This window comes from Vreelandella halophila (assembly GCF_009856365.1).
Lineage (GTDB): Bacteria > Pseudomonadota > Gammaproteobacteria > Pseudomonadales > Oleiphilaceae > Halospina > Halospina utahensis_B.
This window is the reverse complement of the sequence record NZ_WMEX01000003.1, coordinates 1-21,026: the sequence shown is the minus strand read 5'-3', so window position 1 is coordinate 21,026 and position 21,026 is coordinate 1. Positions and strand designations below refer to the sequence as shown.

Annotated in this window: 14 protein-coding genes; 6 read left to right on the top strand and 8 right to left on the bottom strand. The window is 63.4% G+C overall.

Annotated elements, in window-relative coordinates; genetic code table 11:
- Positions 1 to 9 precede the first annotated feature (9 nt).
- The gene (locus tag GLW01_RS05675; protein ID WP_160898468.1) at positions 10 to 1,341 is read right to left on the bottom strand and encodes a TRZ/ATZ family hydrolase; all 1,332 of its coding nucleotides are present in this window, start codon (positions 1,339 to 1,341) and stop codon (positions 10 to 12) included.
- 399 nt (positions 1,342 to 1,740) lie between these two features.
- Here GLW01_RS05675 and mtnA point away from each other — a divergent pair, with 399 nt between their 5' ends.
- Positions 1,741 to 2,790, top strand: a complete 1,050-nt coding sequence (gene mtnA, locus GLW01_RS05670) for an S-methyl-5-thioribose-1-phosphate isomerase (RefSeq protein WP_160898467.1) — start codon at positions 1,741 to 1,743, stop codon at positions 2,788 to 2,790.
- Here the strand turns inward: mtnA and GLW01_RS05665 are convergent.
- The 5 genes from GLW01_RS05665 to GLW01_RS05645 form a co-directional block, all read right to left on the bottom strand.
- Positions 2,779 to 3,750 (bottom strand): helix-turn-helix transcriptional regulator, encoded by a 972-nt coding sequence (locus GLW01_RS05665; RefSeq protein WP_151441632.1) that lies wholly within the window; start codon positions 3,748 to 3,750, stop codon positions 2,779 to 2,781. The genes mtnA and GLW01_RS05665 overlap by 12 nt on opposite strands.
- Before the next feature lie 15 nt (positions 3,751 to 3,765).
- The gene (locus GLW01_RS05660; protein WP_160898466.1) at positions 3,766 to 5,898 is read right to left on the bottom strand and encodes a carboxy terminal-processing peptidase; all 2,133 of its coding nucleotides are present in this window, start codon (positions 5,896 to 5,898) and stop codon (positions 3,766 to 3,768) included.
- A gap of 108 nt (positions 5,899 to 6,006) precedes the next feature.
- Positions 6,007 to 8,157 carry a 3-hydroxyacyl-CoA dehydrogenase NAD-binding domain-containing protein gene (locus tag GLW01_RS05655; RefSeq protein ID WP_160898465.1) on the bottom strand — a complete coding sequence of 717 codons (2,151 nt, stop codon included), beginning with the start codon at positions 8,155 to 8,157 and terminating at the stop codon, positions 6,007 to 6,009.
- 16 nt (positions 8,158 to 8,173) lie between these two features.
- Positions 8,174 to 9,382, bottom strand: a complete 1,209-nt coding sequence (locus tag GLW01_RS05650; RefSeq protein WP_160898464.1) for an acetyl-CoA C-acetyltransferase — start codon at positions 9,380 to 9,382, stop codon at positions 8,174 to 8,176.
- 259 nt (positions 9,383 to 9,641) lie between these two features.
- Positions 9,642 to 12,107 (bottom strand): DUF349 domain-containing protein, encoded by a 2,466-nt coding sequence (locus GLW01_RS05645; RefSeq protein WP_160898463.1) that lies wholly within the window; start codon positions 12,105 to 12,107, stop codon positions 9,642 to 9,644.
- Between the two features lie 116 nt (positions 12,108 to 12,223).
- Between GLW01_RS05645 and GLW01_RS05640 the strand changes: the two genes are divergently transcribed.
- Positions 12,224 to 12,691 (top strand): regulatory protein RecX, encoded by a 468-nt coding sequence (locus GLW01_RS05640; protein WP_151441627.1) that lies wholly within the window; start codon positions 12,224 to 12,226, stop codon positions 12,689 to 12,691.
- A gap of 5 nt (positions 12,692 to 12,696) precedes the next feature.
- Here the strand turns inward: GLW01_RS05640 and mltF are convergent, their stop codons facing one another.
- Complete coding sequence (gene mltF / locus GLW01_RS05635; protein ID WP_151441626.1) at positions 12,697 to 14,226, bottom strand: membrane-bound lytic murein transglycosylase MltF; 1,530 nt, start codon at positions 14,224 to 14,226, stop codon at positions 12,697 to 12,699.
- 182 nt (positions 14,227 to 14,408) lie between these two features.
- Between mltF and purL the strand changes: the two genes are divergently transcribed.
- Together purL and GLW01_RS05625 are read left to right on the top strand one after the other, a co-directional pair.
- A complete protein-coding gene (purL, locus tag GLW01_RS05630) occupies positions 14,409 to 18,311 on the top strand; it encodes a phosphoribosylformylglycinamidine synthase (RefSeq protein ID WP_160898462.1) in 3,903 nt (1,300 codons plus the stop codon).
- A 256-nt stretch (positions 18,312 to 18,567) separates the two neighbouring features.
- On the top strand, positions 18,568 to 18,879 hold the full coding sequence (locus GLW01_RS05625; RefSeq protein WP_151441624.1) for a YqfO family protein: 312 nt from the start codon (positions 18,568 to 18,570) through the stop codon (positions 18,877 to 18,879).
- 4 nt (positions 18,880 to 18,883) lie between these two features.
- On the opposite strand, the gene GLW01_RS05620 is transcribed toward GLW01_RS05625, so the two are convergent.
- On the bottom strand, positions 18,884 to 19,438 hold the full coding sequence (locus GLW01_RS05620) for an NUDIX hydrolase (protein ID WP_095617830.1): 555 nt from the start codon (positions 19,436 to 19,438) through the stop codon (positions 18,884 to 18,886).
- A gap of 132 nt (positions 19,439 to 19,570) precedes the next feature.
- Here GLW01_RS05620 and GLW01_RS05615 point away from each other — a divergent pair, with 132 nt between their 5' ends.
- The gene (locus tag GLW01_RS05615) at positions 19,571 to 20,155 is read left to right on the top strand and encodes a CoA pyrophosphatase (protein ID WP_151441623.1); all 585 of its coding nucleotides are present in this window, start codon (positions 19,571 to 19,573) and stop codon (positions 20,153 to 20,155) included.
- Positions 20,156 to 20,157: 2 nt separating this feature from the next.
- Positions 20,158 to 20,700 carry a gamma carbonic anhydrase family protein gene (locus tag GLW01_RS05610; protein WP_160898461.1) on the top strand — a complete coding sequence of 181 codons (543 nt, stop codon included), beginning with the start codon at positions 20,158 to 20,160 and terminating at the stop codon, positions 20,698 to 20,700.
- Positions 20,701 to 21,026: the final 326 nt, after the last annotated feature.

Genomic DNA, 21,026 nt, shown 5'->3' with positions numbered 1-21,026 from the left:
GCGCTGTCCTCAGTGCTGGTCGGCTGCGGCGATGTGGCGCTGCCACTGGTTGACCCGCTCGCGCAGGCCGTGAAGATCCATACGCTGGAGCTCACCCTCGATCAGCCGGGGTTCGCCGGCGACCCACGTATGGGTAACCTGGCGGCCGTTGGTGTTGTAGACGAGATGCGGGATCGGGTCGTAGACCGGCTGTGCCAGGATATCGCCCAGGTCCACGGCGATCATGTCCGCCTGTTTGCCGGGTTCAAGCGTCCCCACCCGGTCGTCGATGCCCAGAGCCTGCGCGCCGTTGATGGTGGCCATGCGCAGGACGCTGTAGGCGTCCGTGGCGCCGGCCTCAAGGGTGCTGAGCTTGCCCAGCAGGGCGGCGCTCTGCATCTCGCCGAACATGTCCAGATTGTTGTTGCTGGCGGCGCCGTCCGTGCCCAGGCCTACATTCACGCCGGCATCCAGCAGGCGCTGCACCGGGCAGGCGCCGCTGGCGAGCTTCATGTTGGCTTCCGGACAGTGCAGCACGTGGGCGCCGCTTTCCTGCAGCAGCTTCAGGTCGTGATCGTCCACCTGGGTCATGTGCACGCACTGGGTGCGCGGCGAGATCAGGCCCAGTTCCGCCAGTCGGCGGGTGGGGCGCAGGCCGTGGTTCTGGATGCTGTCATCCACTTCCCCGGCGGTCTCGTGCAGGTGGATCTGAACGGGCAGATCGACTTCCTCGGCCAGGGTGGCGATGCGCCGCAGTGGTTCGTCAGAAATGGTGTAGGGAGCGTGCGGGCCGAAGGCGATGGTGGCCAGGTTGCTGTTGCGTACGCGGTCGTGCAGGGCCAGCCCTTTCTGGATGTATTCTTCCGGGCCGCTGCCCCACTGGGTTGGCATGTCCAGTACCGGGAAGGTGGACTGGATGCGCATGCCGTGCTGCTGGGCGGTTTCCACAATGGTCTCGGGGAAGAAGTACATGTCCGAGAAGCAGGTGGTGCCGGTACGCAGCATTTCGGCGATGGCCAGCTGGGTGCCGTCCGCCACAAAGGCTTCGTCCACGAAGCGGCCCTCGGCGGGCCAGATGTGGTCCTGGAGCCATTCCATCAGGGGCAGGTCGTTGCCGAGGCCGCGCAGCAGGGTCATGGGGGCGTGGCCGTGGGCGTTGATGAGCCCGGGCATCAGCAGTTGGTCGCCGAGGTCGCGGTGCTGGTTGGGCTGGTAGCGTTCCAGGGCGGTGTTCGTGGGGCAGATATCGAGGATCTGGTTGCCCTGGATGGCGACACTGTGGTGTTCAAGGACCTGCCGGTCGGTCATGGGCAGGAGCCAGCGGGCGCTGATGAGTTGGTCGATTGGTTGCATCTGGCTCATGGAGTGCTCGGTTGCTGGTTTCGGGTCTCGGCTTTCAGGGACTTGTGGGTGGTGCCCTGTGGCTTCAGACTCGAAAGTATAACGGATGGTGGCTTTGGGTCCCATGGCTTTGCCTTGTCTCAAGACTGTTGGCCTGTTGCGGGCGGCCATGGGGTACGGCTCTCCGGGAATCGCCACGAGTACGTCCATGTAGGCTGCTCTTCCGCCCGTCACGCTACGCGATCCTGCTCCGCGTGACGGTCCTGGGTTACCATCCATGGCAACCCGTCAGGCCTTTTGGCCTGACCCATGGCTCCAGAGCTTCCCGGAGAGCCGTACCCCATACCCGCCTTTTGAGCGCCTCGATTAGGTTTGCGCCCGCGGATTTGTCTTTATTGAGTTGATTGAGGATCGTTCTGAATGACACAGGATCAAGTAACCCCTTTTAGATGGCATGGCGAGGTTCTGGAGGTACTGGATCAGCGGCTGTTGCCGGCTGAGGAGGTGTGGCAGGCGTATTCGGATGCTGAGGGGGTGTACCGGGCGATTCATGAGATGCAGGTGCGCGGGGCGCCGGCGATCGGGATTGCGGCGGCCTATGGGGTGGTTCTGGCTGCCCGCAGTTGCGCGGAGGCACCGGATTGGTATTCGCGGCTGGGTGCCACCATGGATTGGTTGGCGCAGGCGCGGCCTACGGCGGTGAATCTGGTCTGGGCGCTGGAGCGGATGCGTGCCTGTCTCGCGCAGGTGGCGGATTCGGCTGATCTTATAACCATGCTTGAGGCGGAAGCGCTGGCCATTCACCGAGAGGATGCGGAGGCGAACCGGGCCATGGGTGTGCTCGGGGCGGATCGGATTCTGGCTGAGCGTGAAGGGCCGGCGCAGGTGCTGACGCATTGCAATACCGGGGCGCTGGCTACCGGGGGCCAGGGGACGGCGCTGGGCGTGGTGCGGGAGCTGTTTCAGCGCGGTGCGCTTACCTGTGTGCATATGGATGAGACTCGGCCCTGGTTGCAGGGGGCGCGTTTGACAGCCTGGGAGTGTGAGCGCGAGGGGATGCCCTGTTCGCTCAATGTGGACGGCGCGGCGGCGACGCTGATGGCTCAGGGGAGAGTGGACTGGGTCGTGGTTGGGGCGGACCGGATTACGGCGAACGGGGATGTAGCGAATAAGATCGGGACCCTGCCGCTGGCGATCCTGGCCCGGCACTATGGTGTGGGGGTGATGGTCGTGGCGCCATCGTCAACCCTGGATGCAGAGACACCCAGTGGGGATCGGATCGAGATCGAGGAGCGGGATGGTACGGAGCTGCGGCGTTCCGGCAGGCGTTGGCTGGCGCCGAACTCAGTGGCGGTTTTCAACCCGGTGTTCGATGTGACACCAGCGTCGCTGGTGGATGTGATTGTGACGGAGAAGGGGATCTGTGAGGCGCCGGGGGATCAGGTGACGCCGCTGGATTCACTCACCTGACTGACGGCCGCTTCCGCCGGTCTTTTTCCGGGACTGGCCGCTCGTCGTTCTGCTGCTGTTGCTGCTTTGCTTCTGCTTACTCTTTCCGGATTGGTTCCCGGCGGTCCTGGAAGTGGCGCTGTCCTCGGTTTGCTTCTGCGACTGACCGCGATGGCGCCGTTCGCGCTTGGGCGTGGCCGGTTCCCGGCCTTCCTGCCTTGCGGCGTCACGTTCGGCTTCCAGGTCATCCAGGGCTTCGTTGAGACGCTCCTCTTCCTCGGCCACGAAGTGCAGGGACATCTCGAATGACTGGCGGGTGAACTCCAGTACGCGCTTGAAGCCTTCGTCCGAGAGTTCCCGGGCTTCGTCGCGGCCCCGGTAGATATTGATGAATTCGCGCTCGCGCTCGAAGTGCAGTGGCAGGCGGCCCACGCCCCAGTCGTTGAGTACCCGCCAGGTATCCGGGCTGTAGGCGCGGGTGTACCTGAGGATGAACGGAACTGGGTCGTTGCGTGCCAGTACGGCCGCCAGGCGCAGGATGAGTTCAAAGGGGAGGGCGGCGGTGCCATCCTCGGCGGCTTCCAGCAGGCTTTTGTCGCGGAGATTGAGAGACTCGGCCAGGTCGCTGACAGTGAGCCCGGCCACCTCGCGCAGGTCGCGCAGGGATTCACCGGCGGCGAGCATCATGCGCAGCTGATCCTGGCTGCCCATGAGCTTTCGGCCCACCTTGAGCGAGGTGCCGGTGGTGCGCCGGGCGATCTTGTAGGCGGAGCCGGTGTAGCCAGCCAGGCGGTCGAGAAGGTTCGGCTCCTCGTCACCATCGGCATCCGTGCGCTGCTCTGATGCCGTGCCTTCCTGTGGGCTGGATCCGTCCTGATCCTCGTCTTCGAGCTCCTGAACCTTTTCCAGTGACTCCAGGGCGTGCAGAGAGTCCTTGAGGAAGGTTTCCAGCGCTTCGGATTTCTCGTCGTCGCTCGCCATGGCGCCTGCTCCGCTCTATTCGCCGGCCACTGCTCCCTTTTCGGGAGTTTCGTGATAGATGCTGGCGTAGTGTTGGCTCTGGGCCAGAAGATCGGTGAGGATCGCGCCTGCTTCCCGCACCACAAAGTCCGGTCCTTCATCCGCCAGTTCGCTGCGCCGGGCCATGGCCGGGCGGGATTCCGCATCCTCCTCGTACGCCTGCCAGGAGTCGAAGGGTTCCTCGTCCTGCAGCTTGCGGCGTTTGTTAACGATGGCGAGCTGTTTGTCGCGGAAGGCTTCCTGCTCGGCCCGCCGCTCTTCGGCATTGAGGCTGACCCAGGTCCGATCCCGGCGTTCGTTGAGCAGTTCCAGTTCGCGCTGGCGCAGTTTGTATTCCGGCACCTCCGAGAAGCGTTTCTCGTGCTTGCTGGTGATCGTCTGCAGTACATCGCCGAACTCGAAGTAGCGGTGATAGTCGAGAGTGTCGATCTCATCCCACGTCAGGGCACCGTCCAGGGCGGACTCGGCCACGTTCTCGCGCTGTATACGGTCCTCGATCTCAATATCCGGCACTACGCCCCGGTTCTGGGTACTGGCACCGGAGACCCGATAGAACTTGGACTGGGTGATCTTGAGCTGGCCGTGGTTCAGCGGCCGTATGGCCTGAACGGTGCCCTTGCCGAAGGTCTGGGCGCCAACGATCAGGCCGCGGCCGTAGTCCTGCATGGCGCCGGCAAAGATCTCGGAGGCGGAGGCGCTGAGATTGTTGACGAGTACGACTACGGGGCCGTCCCAGGCAACGTTGTTACCGTCGTCCTGGAACACCTGCACTGAACCATCCGGGCCACGGACCTGGACGGTAGGGCCACTCTCGATGAACAGGCCCACCAGCTGGTTGGCTTCCGAGAGGGCACCGCCGCCGTTGCCGCGCAGGTCGATCACAAGTCCGTCCATGCCGTCGGCCTTCAGGTCCTCGAGAAGCGCCCGGACGTCCCTGGTGGTACTGCGGTAGTTCTTGTCGCCCTGGCGGGCGGCCTTGAGGTCCGCGTAGAAGGTGGGGATGTCGACGACGCCCAGCTGCCACGGGTCGCCGCCGTTCTCCATTTCAATCATATCGCTCTGTGCGGACTGCTCCTCGAGTTTCACCTCGTCCCGGACAATGGTGATCTCGTGGGTGTTCATGTCGTTCTGGGTACCGGCCGGGATGACCTCAAGCCGGACCTTCGAACCCTTGGGGCCCCGGATCAGGTCCACCACTTCACTAAGGCGCCAGCCGATGACGTTCTTCATCTTTTCGTCTTCCTGGGCGACGCCGACGATCCGGTCCGCCGCACCCAGTGACCCCTCCTCGGCTGCAGGGCCACCGGGCACGATCCGGGAGACCTTGGTATAGCCGTCTTCGGACTGGAGCACTGCACCGATGCCTTCCAGGGACAGGCTCATGTTGATGTCGAAGTTCTCGGAGGTGCGTGGCGACAGGTACTGGGTGTGCGGATCCCAGAGCCCGGCAAAGGCATTCATCCACTGCTGGAAGGCATCTTCGCTGCGGGCGTCGTAGGCCCGGTCCAGCTGGCTTTCGTAGCGGCGTGTCAGGGTTTCCCTGATCGCCTCATCCGGCTGGCCGTCCAGTCGCATGCTCAGGACGGCGTTGCGGATACGATCCCGCCAGAGTTCGTCCAGCTCCTCCACATTGGCTGCCCAGTCGGCGTCGCTGCGGTCGAGCCGGTAACGGTCGTCCTCATCGAAGCTGAAATTATCGATGCCTTTTTCCAGCAGGGAAAGAATGTATTCCAGGCGCTGGATGGTCCGCTGCTGGAAATGGTTGTAGATACGGAATGCGGGCTCGAGATTGCCGGATGTCAGCGAGCGCTTCATGGAGTCGCGGTAGGTCTCGAACTGGTCGATGTCGCCCTGGGTGAAGTAGAGGCGTTGGCCATCCAGCTGGTCGAGGTAGGCATCGAGGGTCTCGGAGGCCAGCTCGTCATCGATGTCCTGCTCCTTGAAATGGCCGAACTGGAGCTGGCGTGCGATGAGGATATTGGCGCGAGCCTGGTCGGCCGTGGGCTCAACCGCCTGGTAGTCGCGTTCGGTCTGGAGATTGGCCTGTGCCGCGCCGGTAACCAGAAGCGCCAGCACCAGGAACAGAGTAGGAAAGGTTTGGATACGCAAGGTTGCCGTTGCTCCTGATCAGGTGGTCTCAGTCACCATACTATGCTTCGACACTGAATTGTAGGGGAGGGAGGGGGCCCGACCAGCCGGAACTGGTCGGGGTGTGGCTCATTCGAAATACTGGTGCTTCGCGGCATGCTCGCGCAGCAGCTCCGGTGGCCGGAAACGCTCGCCGAAGCGGTCCGCCAGCTCATCCGCGCGCTCGGTGAACGCCTGCAGCCCGTACTGGTTGATGTACTGCAGCGCGCCCCCGCTCCAGGCGGCGAAGCCGATGCCGAAGATGGAGCCGATGTTGGCGTCGCGCACCTCCATCAGCACGTTTTCCTCCAGGCAGCGCACCGTCTCGATGGCCTGGATGAAGAGCAACCGCTCCTTGAGCAGGGTCAGGTCCGCGTTGCGGGCCCTGTCCTGATCCACATAGAGGGCTTCCAGCTCCGGCCAGAGGTATTTCTTGCCGTTTTCCGGGTATTCGTAGAAGCCAGCGCCGGCGGCCTTGCCCTTGCGACCGTGCTGATCAACCATGGCATCGATCACCGCCTCGGCCGGATGTGGGTCCCAGGTGCCGCCTGCCGCTTCGGTATCCTTCTTCGACTGGTCCCTGATGTGCTGGGTCAGCGTCAGGCTCACCTCGTCACAGATGGCCAGTGGCCCTACGGGCATGCCGGCAAGCAGGCCAGCGTTCTCAACAGAGGCGGGGTGGAAGCCTTCCGAGAGCAGGGTGATGCCCTCGTTCACGAAGGTGCCGAACACCCGTGACGTGAAGAAGCCCCGGCTGTCGTTGACCACGATGGGCGTCTTGTTGATCTGCATGACGTAGTCGAAGGCCTTGGCCAGGGGCTCGTCGTCGGTCTGCTCCCCCTTGATGATCTCGACCAGGGGCATCTTGTCCACGGGGGAGAAGAAGTGCAGGCCGATGAACTTCTGCGCGTTGGCGGAGGCCCTTGCCAGCTGGGTGATCGGGATGGTCGAGGTGTTGGAGGCGAAGATGCCGTTGTCGGCCAGGTGTGGTTCCGCTTCCTGAGTGACCTTCGCCTTCAGGTCGCTGTCCTCGAACACCGCTTCGATGATCAGGTCGCAGCCGGCCAGATCGTCGGCGTTTTCAGTGGCGTTGATCCGGTCCAGCACCTTCTGTTTGCCCGCTTCGTCCAGCTGGCCACGCGAGACCTTCTTGGCGAGCAGTTTGTCCGAGTAGGCCTTGCCCTTCTCGGCGTTCTCGCTGGAAACATCCTTCAGAACCACCTCAATGCCCCGGTTGGCACTGACGTAGGCGATGCCCGCGCCCATCATGCCGGCACCGAGGATGCCCACCTTCTTGACCTTCGATTTCGCCGGCGCATCCGGCCGGCTGCCGCCCGCCTTGATGGCGTTCAGCCCGAACCAGAAGGTGTGGATCATGTTCTTGGCCACCTGGCTGCAAGTGATCTCGGTGAAGTGGCGAGCTTCGATACGGTCCGCGGTATCCACGTCCACGCTGGCGCCCTCAACGGCCGCGGCCATGATGCGTTCGGGAGCTGGGTAGCAGCCCTTGGTCTTCTCCTTGAGCATGGCCGGGCCTATGGCGAGACGTTGGGCCATGGCCGGATGGTTGGGGCCGCCGCCGGGGATCCTGAAGCCTTTCTGGTCCCAGGGTTGCTTGCTTTCCGGGTTGGCCTTGATCCACTCGCGGGCTTTCTTGAGCAGCTCTTCTTGTGAGGAGGCCAGCTCGTCGACCATGCCTTCCTTCAGCGCTGTCTGCGGGTCGATCTGTTTGCCTTCCATCAGGTAAGGGAAGGCCTTCTCAAGCCCGAGGAGCCGGGGCAGGCGCACACAGGCGCCGCCGCCGGGGAGCAGGCCCAGGGTGACTTCCGGCAGGCCAATCTTGATGCCTGGATCATCCAGCACAATACGCCGGTGACTCGCCAGGCAGAGCTCGTAGCCGCCGCCCAACGCCGTGCCGTTCATGGCGGCAACTACCGGCTTGCCCAGGGTCTCCAGCTTCCGCATCTGGGCCTTGAGCGAGAGGATGGTCTGGAAGAACTCATCCGCGTTGTCGTTGGTGACCTGGATCAGCTCGTTCAGGTCGCCCCCGGCGAAGAAGGTGTCCTTGGCGGAGGTGATGATAATGCCATTGATCTTTTCCGCATCGCCTTCGACCTTCTGGACGGTCTCGGTCAGTGCCTCGCGGAAGGCGGCGTTCATGGTGTTGGCGGACTGCCCCGGCATGTCGATGGTCAGGGTCAGGATGCCGTCGTTGTCGATCTCGTAGTTGATTGCCGTCATGGTGTTCGTCCTGCCCTTAAACCCGTTCAATGATGGTGGCGATGCCCATGCCGCCGCCGACGCAGAGCGTGGCGAGGCCGAAGCGCTGGTCCCTGCGCTCGAGTTCGTCGAGCAGGGTGCCCAGGATCATGGCGCCGGTGGCACCGAGCGGGTGGCCCATGGCAATGGCGCCGCCATTCACGTTGACTTTCTCGTCCGGGACATTGAGCTCGCGCTGGAAACGCATCACCACGGCCGCGAACGCCTCGTTCACCTCGAAAAGGTCGATCTGGTCCGGTGTCATGCCGGCCTTCTCAAGCGCCTTGCGCGAGGCCGGAGCCGGGCCTGTCAGCATGATGGTGGGGTCGGTGCTGGTCACCGCGGTGGCGATGATCTTCGCCCTCGGTTTCAGGCCAAGCTGCTTACCCCGGGCTTCACTGCCGATCAGCATGGCGGTCGCGCCGTCCACGATGCCGGATGAGTTGCCCGGCGTGTGGACGTGGTTGATCTTCTCCACGTAGTGGTATTTCTCCCGCGCCACCCCGTCGAAGCCCATCTCGCCCATCTGCTGGAAGGACGGCTTGAGCTGGCCCAGGGCCTCGGCGGTGGTGCCGGGGCGCACGTGTTGATCCCGGTCCAGAATGACCAGACCGTTCCTGTCCTTAACCGGCACCACGGATTTTTTGAAGTAGCCCTTCTCCCAGGCCTCGGCCGCCTTGCGCTGGGATTCCGCGGCGAAGTTATCCACGTCCTGGCGGGAGAAACCCTCGATGGTGGCGATCAGATCCGCGCCAATGCCCTGGGGCATGAAACCGGTGTGCAGGTTGGTCTCCGGATCCGTGGCCCAGGCACCGCCATCCGAGCCCATGGGCACGCGCGACATGGATTCCACGCCGCCGGCCACTACGAGATCTTCAAATCCCGAGCGTACCTTCATCGCCGCCAGGTTCACGGCTTCCAGCCCGGAGGCACAGAAGCGGTTGAGCTGGACACCGGACACGCACTCATCCCAGTCCACAGCCAGGGCGGCCGTCTTGGCGATGTCCGCGCCCTGTTCGCCGATGGGCGTCACGCAGCCCATCACAATGTCGTCGACCAGGCTGGTGTCCAGGTCGGTCCTTTGTTGCAGGGCCGTGAGAGTCTGGCCGAGCAGGGTTACCGGCTTGACCTCGTGCAGGGCACCATCGGCTTTACCCCGACCGCGCGGTGTCCGCACGGCATCGAAAATGTAGGCTTCTTCGGTCATCTCGGGATCTCTGTCATGTGGGGTTCAAATCAGCTATGCGTCTGGAGGTGAGCGGCAGGGAGTGCTTGGAGGGAAGCTCGATCGCCATGGATGGCGATCGCGCAGCGTCCATGGATGGATTCATAGCGATTCCCGGAAAGAACTCCCTGCCGATCACCCGCAGCCCGTTTTCATGCTTGTGTCAAAGTCCAAGGGCACGATAGCGGCGCACCCTCCCGGGGTTAATGGCACCACCCATCAAAACCGTTGGCGGATGCGCTCACTCCTGCGGCGAAGCCTCATCGCCGCTACTGCGCAGGAACCAGTGCTTCAGTGCTTCGCGCAGGCGCTGGTAGTGCTCCGGCGTCAGGCCGTCCGCGGCATCCAGCTCGCACCAGGTCGCCAGCAGACTGTCCAGCTCATCCTCCTGGGATTCCAGGCTCTGTTCGCTCTTCATGCCTTCATTGAGCCGGCTGACCTGCAGGGCCATGCGTTGGGCCTGGTCCTCCGGTGGCGTGGCGGCGCCGGATACGATCTCCACCCGGATGCACAGCGCCCGGGCCTGGCTGGCGGTATCCGTCTCCTGGGTCGCCTGCTCCAAAGGCATGGGTGGGTGACGGAAGCTTTCCGGGCCAGGTGCTTCACCGGACTGATGCTGGTCCAGGGCCGCTAGCCACTGCTGGTAACGCTGGGCGCGCAGAGCACTCATCTGCTGCTCCTGAACGCCGTCCATGGCCTTGTTGAAACGGTCGGCGAGGGCGTTTGCACGGTCCCGGGGGAGTTCCAGTGCCCGGAAGGCTTTGCGGAACTGTTCAAGCTCGCCGGGGGCCGTTTCCGTCGGGTCCACATCCTGGAGCTGGCGGATGAGCTTTTCGGCCTCGTCGGCGGCCGCATTGAATGCTTCGTCGCGCGCTTCGCGTTCTTCACTCAGGCGCGCGAAGATCCGGTCGCAGGCGCTGCGGAACGCTTTCCAGAGACGGCGGTCCTCCTGCTGGTGGGTGATGCCGATGGCCTCCCACTCCTTCTGCAGGGCTTTGGCGCCGTCGGTGGCCTCGCGCAGCGGTTCATGCTCGACCAGGGCTTCGGCCCGCTCAACAACATCCCGCTTCAGGGCATCGTTACGTTCGCGTTCTTGCTCGAGGCCCGCGTTCAGCGTCTTGATCAACCGGTCAAACTGTTTCTGGAGTGGACGGTTGGCGCGGTAGTCCACGGGTTTGGCGTCGCTCCACTCGCGCCGGGCGGTGCGCTGGATGCGGTCGACGGCCTTGTAGTCGCAGCCGGCCCAGTCAAGGTTATCCACGAATTCCTGGAGCTGTTCGACAATGTACTGGCGTTTCTCAAGGTTCGCTTCCTTGAGGCGCTTCTTCTCGTTGAAGTACTGGTGGCACGGCTCGTAGGCACGGTCCGTGGCCTCCTTGAAGCGCTGCCACAGCTGCTGGTCCGGTGTGCCGCCCAGGTCATACCATTGCTGCTTCAGATCCTGGATGTGTTCGGCCTTGGCCTCGGGTTCCATGGGCTGGTCGGCCAGGTATTCCATCTGCTCGCACAGCGATTCCAGCTTGGGCCGGGCGGCAAAGCCGAGCCAGTCCCGCAGCTCCTGGAGCTGACGGCCGAGCCGGGTGATCCGGGCCTGGTGCTGGCGGGCTTCCTTTTCCGGCAGCTGGTCCTGGAGCTTCTGGGCCTCCCGGAAATGCTCCCGTGAGGGCTTGAGCTGCTGCTGTTCCAGGCTCTGTTCCAGGGCGTCCAGGGTACGGCTGAGCTCACCGGTGTCCACGCTGGGCGCATCCTGCTGCGGTTCGGAGGTGGATCTGGCCTCCCCATCCCTGTGTTTGCGTGCTCGGGTCAGCGCTGGCGGCGCGGGGAAGTCTTCAGGCCAGTTGACGGCTGTCAGGGTGGCCTCGACGGTGGCAGTATCTTTTTCCTGCAGGGCCTGCTCCAGCTGCGCTTCGTGCTGCTGCCAGGTGCTGAGTGCCTGATAGTAGGCTTCCAGCTGCGCCATCAGTCGCTCAAAGCGCGCTTTCAGCTCGGTGTCGGGCGTCCGGTTGGCGGTGGCCTGCTCCCAGCGGTTGCGCTGGGTCTTGATCATGGCGTCCAGTGAGGAGAGGTTTGCCCCTTCTTCGGGCCATGCCGAGGCAAGCTGCGCAGCCGTGGCCGCCAGGGTTTCCACCGCACCCTGCTGCTCCTGCGCCTGTTCCTGTTCGGCCCGGGCCTGGGCCTCCTCGTTGGCGATGGCCTGTGCCCGCTCCCGGCACCGGGCGAGGCTGGCTTCGTATCGTTGTGTCTGGGCACTTTCGATTGTGCCGCTGATACTGCCCCAACGGCTGACGAGAGCGTCGAGCCGTGCCTGGTAGAGCTTGGTATCCTGGGTGGTGGCCAGTTCCTCGATGTCCTGGAGAATCCGTTCTATGTCAGCCTGGCGGGCCTCTTCGGCTTCGGCCTGCTCACGCTGTTCGCGCAGTTTGCGGCGCGCGGCCTGGAAGGCGCCCTTGTCCCGGCCCTTGAGGGCGCGGCTGATGCGCTCAAGCGCCTCGGTGTCCTGGATGCGGCCAATGGCTTCACGACGGATGGCAGCGGTTTCGCCCTGGCTCGCCAGTGTTTCGAGTTCGCCGGTGGTTGTGGCTTTGGCTACGATATCGGGGTCCGGGGCCGGGCGTTCCGGTGTGGCCGTTCTGGCCTGAGGCTCCGGTTGTTCGGCGGCGCTTGTGGGTTGCCTGGGTTTGAAGAACTGTTTCAGAAAGCCGGCCATGATGAGTGTCCTTTAATGCCGAAAAAGCCCGCCCGGCAAGTTTGGGCAGGTGGTTGGAATCAGGTCGTTAAAATTAGCACACAGAAATGGCGTCAGCCTATTGGGCGGGTGGTGATATGAGTGATGACAGGCAGTACCTCAGGGAGCGCGCCATGAAGCTTCTGGCGCGGCGGGAGCACAGTCGGCTGGAGCTCTGGCGCAAGCTGGAGAGGGCGGCGGAGAGTGGGGAGCTGCTGGCGGAGGTTCTGGATGAGCTGGCCGGTGAGGGATGGCAGAGCGACGAACGGTTTGCGGAGTCCTTCAGCCGGCAGCGGATCGAGGCGGGTTACGGGCCACTGCGGATCCGCTCCGAGCTGGAGCAGCGTGGTGTCAGCGGGGACAGTCAGGCGCTGACCGCCCTGGCGGAGGATGACTGGGTGAATATGGCGCTGGAACAGCGTCAGAAGCGTTTCGGGCCAGAGGCACCGGCGGAGTGGAAGGAGAAGGGGCGGCAGGGGCGTTTCCTGGCGCAGAAGGGGTACAGCCACTCGCACATTGAGAAGGCGCTGGCCATGACACCGGATGACGGATTGCCCACGGACTGAGGCCGCTAGAGGAGGGGGGAGACGCGGCGCAGCTCCCGGCGCTGGTCGCCGGATGCGGTCTGCTCCCTGGTTTTCCGGGGCCGGGAGGGCTGCTCCTCGGGGTCCTCCAGAGGGGATTCCACCCCGTTTTCGGTCATCGCCACGGAAGTATCCTCTCCCGGGAACATCCATTTCAGAACGTCGTAATAGCGGCGGATATTCTGGGTGTAGAGAACCGGCTCATAGCCACGGGCGTAGCCGTATCGTGTCTGGGTGTAGTACTTGCGCTGGGCGAGCAGTGGCAGGTATTCCTTGACGTCCAGCCACCGGTCGGGGTTGCTGCCGTCCCTGCGGGCCAGGCGGCGGGCGTCCTGGAGGTGGCCGTAACCAACGTTGTAGGCGGCCAGTGCGAACCAGGTCCTGTCCGGCTCGGTGATGTTGTCGGGAATGCGGTTGTGAAGGCGCCGGAAGAAACGGGCGCCGCCCCAGATGGAGGCTTCCGGGTCCAGCCGGTTCTTGACGCCGATCAGGGCGGCTGTGTCCAGGGTCAGCATCATCAGTCCGCGCACGCCGGTGGGCGAGACAGCCCGCGGTTCCCAGTGGGATTCCTGGTACCCGATGGCGGCCAGAAGGCGCCAGTCCAGATCATGGGCGCTGGCGGCTTTCCTGAAGGTCTCACGGTAGTCCGGAAGCCGGTTTTCAAGGTGGGTGGTAAAGGTTTTCGCGCCGACGTAATCCAGGCGGTCCAGGTGGCCGAAGAATCGCTCCTCGAATTGGGCGAGTGTGCCGTTGGCGCGGATCTTCTGAAAGTAATCGCGGGCTGCCTGCATGAGTGAGCCGTCGCCTTCGGGGGGGAGCAGCCATCCCACGGGGCGCGGGCTGCTCAGTGCCAGTCCGTCCCGTACGCTGGAGAAGAAAACCTGGTTGTTTTCCAGTTCACGGCTGTTGATCACGGTGGCATCCAGTTCACCCTTGTTGACCCGGTGAAGGAGCTCAGTTGGGTCCTGGTTGCTTTCCGACTGCCAGGCCAGCTCCGGCAAGGTTTCGCGGATCCGTTCCAGCTGTTGCTCGGCGGCGCTGCCGGCCCGCACTGCGATGTCCATGCTGATGAGGTCCGCTGGTGTGTGGGGGCGATCCACGTCGGCATTATAGACAACGACCGGCCGGCTCCGGTCGTAGACCGGACCGTGGCGGTAACGGCGGCGGAGTTCCGGGGTCAGCGCCAGGCCCGAGGCAGCCAGGTGGGTATGGTGTTCGTCCAGGCGCTGATAGAGCTCGGGAAAGTCATCCACCACCTCCACGCGCAGTTCCACGCCCAGTGAATCGGCAAAACGCCGCACCAGTTCGTATTCAAACCCCGAGGGCTCGCCGTTCTCCTCGTAATAGACCGTGGAGGCGGGATGCATCACCACATGGAGCACGCCCTCCTGGTTGATGCGGTCCAGTGTGGTGGGCTGGGAGCAGGCCGTAAGCACCAGTGCCAGGATGGCCGGCGCCGCCAGACGTACTGCCAGACCGGGTTCGAGACCCGGGCGCTTGGGGTTACTGCTGCGCATTGTCCCGTCCGGCAAAGATGGAAACATACTCTATTCTACGTTAAAAAACGGACATGGGTTGATGGCCCTGTCACAACCGTTCATCCGTCATTTGCCCCTGTATCCTGTCCGTCGATTTGAGTATGATACGCGCTCCTCAGAACCTACCTGAATCCCGGCCCATCAACGAGGCTCATAGACCCATGCTGGAACTTCGCGGCGCCCCGGCCCTTTCCGCCTTTCGCAGAGAACGGCTGATGCAGCGGGTACAGGCGACCTGCCCTGCCATCGAGTCACTCTACGCTGAATTCATGCACTTTGTGGACCTGGATGCCGAGCTCGACAGCAGTGGCCTGGATGTCCTCAACCGTCTGCTGACGTACGGGCCCAGGGCCCAGGCGGAGGCAGTGGACGGGGTGCTTTTCCTTGTGGTGCCGCGGCCCGGCACGATTTCGCCATGGTCCAGCAAGGCCACGGATATCGTGCACAACTGCGGTCTGACGAAGGTCCGCCGGGTTGAGCGCGGCACGGCCTTTTACCTGCGCGCCGGCCGCAAGCTGGAACTGGCTGAACGCGAGGCGCTGGCGGCGCTGCTTCACGACCGTATGACCGAAAGGGTCTTCCATGAAATGGCCGGCGCGGAGCTGCTCTTCGACGAAGAGGCGCCGAAGCCGCTGGAGGCCGTGCCGGTGCAGGCGGAAGGTCGTGCCGCGCTGGCGGAGGCCAATGAACGCCTCGGGCTGGCTCTGGCGGAGGATGAGATCGATTATCTGGCCGAGTCCTTTGCCGGCCTGGAGCGTGATCCCACGGACGTGGAGCTGATGATGTTCGCCCAGGCGAACTCGGAGCACTGCCGCCACAAGATCTTCAATGCCTCCTGGTCCATTGACGGCGTGGAGCAGGATCGCTCGCTGTTCGACATGATCCGCAATACCCACGAAGTGGGGGGCAACGGGGTGCTTTCCGCCTATCGGGACAATGCGGCGGTGATTGAGGGCGCTCAGGGTCAGCGGTTCTATCCGGATCCCTCTTCCCAGCGCTACCGCTATCACAGCGAACCGATCCACATCCTGGCCAAGGTTGAGACCCATAACCATCCCACGGCCATCTCGCCGCATCCGGGCGCGGCCACGGGGTCTGGTGGTGAGATCCGGGACGAGGGCGCGACCGGCCTGGGTGGCAAGCCCAAGGCGGGTCTGACCGGCTTCACCACCTCGAACCTTCAGATTCCCGGCTTTGAGCAGCCATGGGAAGACAGTCCCGGCCGGCCCGGGCGCATGGCCTCGCCGCTGTCGATCATGCTGGACGGCCCCGTTGGGGGAGCGGCCTTCAATAACGAGTTCGGCCGCCCGAACCTGACCGGGTATTTCCGCACCTTTGAGCAGAAGGTGCCGGGTGTGAACGGGGTGGAGTACCGCGGCTATCACAAGCCCATCATGATCGCCGGCGGTCTCGGCAACATCCGCGAGGACCACGTCCACAAGGATGCGATCCCGACCGGATCACGGCTGATTGTGATGGGTGGCCCGTCCATGCTGATCGGGCTGGGTGGCGGTGCCGCTTCCTCCATGGATTCCGGGGCCAGCGCGGAAGACCTGGATTTTGCATCCGTCCAGCGTGAGAACCCGGAGATGCAGCGCCGCTGCCAGGAAGTGATCGACCGCTGCTGGCAGATGGGCGAGGGCAATCCCATCGCGTTTATCCATGACGTGGGCGCTGGCGGGCTCTCCAATGCCCTGCCTGAGCTGGTGAAGGACGGCGGCTGCGGCGGCCGGTTTGAGCTGCGTGAAGTGCCCAATGCGGAACCCGGCATGTCGCCACTGGAGATCTGGTGCAACGAGGCCCAGGAGCGGTATGTGCTGGCCGTGGCGGCGGACGATCTGGATCGATTCGATGCCATCTGCCGCCGGGAACGCTGCCCCTACGCGGTGGTCGGCGATGCCGTGGAAGAGCCGCATCTGGCTGTCCATGATGCCTATTTCGACAACAATGCCGTGGACCTGCCCATGCAGGTGCTGTTCGGCAAGCCGCCGCGCATGCACCGTGACGTGAAGCGGGCCAGCTTCACCAAGCCGGTGTTCAACAGTGAAGCGCTGAATCCGGACGAGGCCATTGATCGGGTGCTGCGGATTCCCGCTGTGGCGTCCAAGAGTTTCCTGATCACCATTGGTGACCGTTCCATTACCGGCCAGGTGGCCCGTGACCAGATGGTCGGGCCCTGGCAGGTGCCGGTGGCGGACGTGGCGGTGACCGCCAGCAGTTTCGAGGGCTACACCGGTGAGGCCATGGCCATGGGCGAGAGGCCACCGGTGGCCTGCATCAACGCGCCGGCTTCCGGGCGCCTGGCGGTGGGCGAGACATTGACCAACCTGGCGGCAGCGCCCATCGGGGATATTACCCGGATCAGCCTGTCCGCCAACTGGATGGCGCCCGCAGGCCACCCCGGCGAGGATGAGAATCTTTACGAGACGGCGCGCGCCGTCGGAATGGATCTGTGCCCGAAGCTGGGAATCACGATCCCCGTGGGCAAGGATTCGCTTTCCATGAAGACGGTCTGGTCACAGGAGGGCGAATCGCGCAGCGTCACCTCGCCCCTGTCGCTGGTGACCACGGGCTTTGCGCCGGTGGATGACGTCCGTAGAACGCTGACGCCGGAACTGCGGACCGACCAGGGCCCCACCGAACTCATCATGATCGATCTGGGTGAGGGCCGGAACCGGCTGGGCGGCTCGGCCCTGGCGCAGGCCTATGGCGCCATGGGTGCGGTGGCGCCGGACGTGGAGAAGCCGGAACAGCTGCGGGGCTTCTTCGAGACCATCCAGTCGCTGAATCGCCGGGGGCTGCTGCTGGCCTATCATGACCGCTCTGATGGCGGGCTGTTCACCACGCTCTGCGAGATGGCCTTTGCCGGCCGCACCGGTCTCCGGATCACCCTGGATTCACTGCTGGAAGACAGCAGCCATCTGGTGCGCGAGCTGTTCAACGAGGAGCTGGGCGCGGTGATCCAGGTGGCGCGCGACAATGTGAGTGCGGTCCTGGCGGCCATGGAGGAAGCCGGGCTTTCCAGTCATATCGCCATGATCGGGGCGCCGGCTTCGGACCAGAGGCTGACCTTCAGTTTCCAGAGCGAAGCGCTCATTGACCGTGGTCGCGCGGAACTGGCGCAGAAATGGGCCGAGACCAGCTATCGCATGCAGGCCATCCGGGACAACAGTGACTGTGCCGATGAGGAGTTCGAGACCCTGGCGGATGATGCCGATCCCGGTCTCCATGTTGATCTCAGCTTTGATCCCGGCGAGGACATCACCGCGCCGCTGGTGAACACAGGGGCGCGACCTTCCGTGGCCGTGCTGCGGGAGCAGGGCGTCAATGGCCAGGTGGAGATGGCGGCGGCCTTCGATCGGGCCGGGTTCAATACGGTGGATGTGCACATGAGCGACATCCTCTCCGGCCGGATGACCCTGGATGAGTTCCACGTCATGGTGGCCTGCGGTGGCTTCTCCTTCGGTGATGTGCTTGGGGCCGGCGGTGGCTGGGCCAAGTCCATCCTGTTCAATCAGCGTGCCCGGGCCCAGTTCCAGGCGTTCTTCGAGCGTGGGGACACGCTCTCCCTGGGAGTCTGCAACGGCTGCCAGATGCTGGCGGAGCTGCGGGAGCTGATTCCCGGAACCGGGCACTGGCCGCGCTTTGTGCGTAACCGTTCGGAACAGTTTGAGGCGCGCACCGTTATGGTGGAAGTGCCGGAATCCCGCTCCGCCTTTTTCCAGGGCATGGCGGGCTCACGGCTGCCCATTGCGGTGGCTCACGGCGAGGGCATGGCCGAGTTCCGTAACGGCTCGGATCTGCGGGGGCTCCGGGAAGGCAACCAGGTGGCTCTGCGGTACGCTGACCATTACGGGCGCCCGACGGAACACTACCCGCATAACCCCAACGGCTCCCCGGAAGGGGTTACCGGGCTCTGTTCCGAAGACGGTCGGGCCACCATCATGATGCCCCATCCGGAGCGGGTGTTCCGGTCGGTTCAGTGCAGCTGGTATCCGGATAACTGGGGCGAGGACGGTGCCTGGCTCAGATTGTTCCGTAATGCCCGTAAATGGGTCGGTTAAGGCCTTGACACAGCATCGTTATTCACATTGGAGTATCGATTCAGGCGGGTTTAGATAGCAAGCTGAATCGAACTGCCGAATAAGTGTTCAATATTCGTAACTATCTGAAAATAAAGAACTATCGGGTTTCGGTGAAAATCTCATCAATGAGAGGCTGAGCCCGTCACTGAGCGGTTTCAGAGGCTGTTCCCATAAATTGTTCACAGAGTTTTCCACAGATTCTGTGGTTAACTTTCAGGGCTCTCGGGAGGCACGTATGTACAAGATCTGTTTCTTCGTTCCGGAGGATTATCTGGAGCAGACCAAGACCGCGGTCTTTGCCGCTGGCGGTGGTCGGATCGGGAACTACGACAGCTGCTGCTGGCAGACGAAGGGTCAGGGGCAGTTCCGTCCCATGGATGGCAGTCAGCCGTTTCTCGGTCATCAGGGGCAGATTGAGACGGTTCCTGAGTACCGGGTTGAGCTGGTTTGCGAGGAGGACCTGATCCGTGCCGTCATCAGGGCCATGAAGGCCGGGCATCCCTACGAGGAGCCGGCCTACGAGGTCTATCGGATGGAGGACTTCTGAGCGCTCAGCCGTTGCGCTCGAGGCGTCTCCGGATGTCATCCACCACCACACCGTATTGGGCATCCGCGGCGTTGCGGTCGCGGAAGTAGCGGTTCAGGCTCTCGGTGACAGTGGGGAAGGCGAGCTCTTCCCACGGAATCTCGCTTTCCCGGAAGAGGGCTGTTTCCAGTGATTCCGCGCCGGCTCCGAACTGGCCATCGATCAGGCGGGCACGGAAGTACATGTGTACCTGGTCGATGTGCGGCACGTTGAGGACGGTGTAGAGGCCGTCCAGTTCCACACGGGCCTCGGCCTCCTCGAGGGTTTCACGGATAGCGGCTTCCGTGGTGGTCTCGCCGTTCTCCATGAATCCCGCCGGTAGCGTCCAGAACCCATAGCGGGGCTCGATCGCGCGCCGGCACAGCAGGATCCGGTCTTCCCAGACCGGAATCGTCCCCGCTACGATCCGTGGGTTGATGTAGTGAATCGTGCCGCAGTTGTGGCACACGTGGCGCTCCCGGTCATCACCTTCGGGAATCCGGAATTCCACGTTTGCCCCGCAGCTGCTGCAGTACTGCATGCCCGTCTCCTGGCCATCTTCTGTTTCCGACCCTTTTCGGCGGGCCGGCGCCACTGGTTGATTCGGCGGCCATTGCGGCCACCCGCATTATCTCATAATGTCGAATACGATCGGGAACTCGGGGTCACACCTTTGAAACAGGATCTTCTGCAACGGTTCAGTCAATATCGGCCCAGGGCGCTGCCGCTGGCCTATCCGCGCGCCAGTGTGCTGGTTCCCATTACGAACGCGCGGGATCCGGAGATTGTTCTGACGCGCCGGGCCGCCCGCAATGGCCCCCACAGCGGTCAGGTCGCGTTTCCCGGCGGCATGGCCAGTGAGGAGGATGCGGGGCCTGAAGCTACAGCGCTGCGTGAAACCCATGAAGAGGTCGGGTTGCCTCCCGAGCGGGTGGAGCTGCTGGGCGAACTGAGCCAGGTGGTCTCCCGTCACGGCATTCTGGTGACGCCCTATGTGGGGCTTGTTCCGGAAACCTATCCCTATTGCGCCGAACCGGGAGAGGTGGAAACCGTTTTCCAGGTGCCCGTGCGGTGGCTTCTGGATGACCGTCGCAGCCGGACGGATGAGATCAGTTTCCACGACTGGCGCCTGTACGTGCCGTGCTACCGCTGGCAGGAGCATGACATCTGGGGTCTGTCCGCCATCATTCTGGTGGAATGCCTGAACATGGCCTTTGATGCCGCCATTGATATAACAAAGCCACCACGCGAGGGGTGAGAATGATCTACGAACTGGAAGACCGCCGGCCTGAAATCCGCGGCGACGGTCACTTTATCGCCGACAACGCCACCATTATTGGCTCTGTTCTGCTTGAGGCACGCAGCAGCGTCTGGTTCAACGCCGTTATCCGCGGCGACAATGAATTGATGACCATCGGCGAGGACAGTAATGTGCAGGATGGGGCCGTGCTCCATACTGATCCATCCCTGCCGCTCACTCTGGGTCGTGGCGTTACGGTGGGCCACCAGGCCATGCTCCACGGCTGTGAAGTGGGCGATTACAGCCTGATCGGTATCAATGCGGTGGTCCTGAACCGGGCGCGCATTGGCAGGTACTGCCTGATTGGGGCGAATACGCTGATCCCGGAAGGTATGGAGGTGCCGGATGGTTCCATGGTTGTGGGCTCGCCCGGCGTCATCAAGCGCACCCTGAGTGACGAGCACAAGGCCATGCTGGAATACAGCGCGGCGCATTACGTGGAGAATGCGGAGCGCTATCGAACCGCGCTGAAGGCGGCATTCGGGGCCAGCGACCAGGGCTGAAAAAAGCCCCTGTTACGCCTGGATACGTGGAAACCGAAACACTGTGCCAGGGGAGCTTTAAAACGTGTTGACGCTCACGGCGCAGGGTGTAGAATACGCATCTCTTTCGGGGCAACGGCCCACAGCGGCGGCGCTTTCGGGCGCAGATGAGTTGTTCCGGGGATTGACAAAATTCTGAAATGCTTTAGAATTTTGTTTCTCCAATCAGGGGCTTAACGCCTTCTGAGGTTCTTTAACAATGGGGTCAGGTTATTTGTGTGGGCGCTGGCTGTGGTGGTCGGTGCGATCATCAAAGTCAGTGCTCGTTGATTCGAGTGCGGTCTTTG

Bases quoted from the DNA above. Each gene is read 5' to 3' on its own strand.
- GLW01_RS05675 (WP_160898468.1), bottom strand. From the start codon at position 1,341: ATGAGCCAGATGCAACCAATCGACCAACTCATCAGCGCCCGCTGGCTC.
- mtnA (WP_160898467.1), top strand. From the start codon at position 1,741: ATGACACAGGATCAAGTAACCCCTTTTAGATGGCATGGCGAGGTTCTG.
- GLW01_RS05665 (WP_151441632.1), bottom strand. From the start codon at position 3,750: ATGGCGAGCGACGACGAGAAATCCGAAGCGCTGGAAACCTTCCTCAAG.
- GLW01_RS05655 (WP_160898465.1), bottom strand. From the start codon at position 8,157: ATGACGGCAATCAACTACGAGATCGACAACGACGGCATCCTGACCCTG.
- GLW01_RS05650 (WP_160898464.1), bottom strand. From the start codon at position 9,382: ATGACCGAAGAAGCCTACATTTTCGATGCCGTGCGGACACCGCGCGGT.
- GLW01_RS05645 (WP_160898463.1), bottom strand. From the start codon at position 12,107: ATGGCCGGCTTTCTGAAACAGTTCTTCAAACCCAGGCAACCCACAAGC.
- GLW01_RS05640 (WP_151441627.1), top strand. From the start codon at position 12,224: ATGAGTGATGACAGGCAGTACCTCAGGGAGCGCGCCATGAAGCTTCTG.
- mltF (WP_151441626.1), bottom strand. From the start codon at position 14,226: ATGCGCAGCAGTAACCCCAAGCGCCCGGGTCTCGAACCCGGTCTGGCA.
- purL (WP_160898462.1), top strand. From the start codon at position 14,409: ATGCTGGAACTTCGCGGCGCCCCGGCCCTTTCCGCCTTTCGCAGAGAA.
- GLW01_RS05625 (WP_151441624.1), top strand. From the start codon at position 18,568: ATGTACAAGATCTGTTTCTTCGTTCCGGAGGATTATCTGGAGCAGACC.
- GLW01_RS05620 (WP_095617830.1), bottom strand. From the start codon at position 19,438: ATGCAGTACTGCAGCAGCTGCGGGGCAAACGTGGAATTCCGGATTCCC.
- GLW01_RS05610 (WP_160898461.1), top strand. From the start codon at position 20,158: ATGATCTACGAACTGGAAGACCGCCGGCCTGAAATCCGCGGCGACGGT.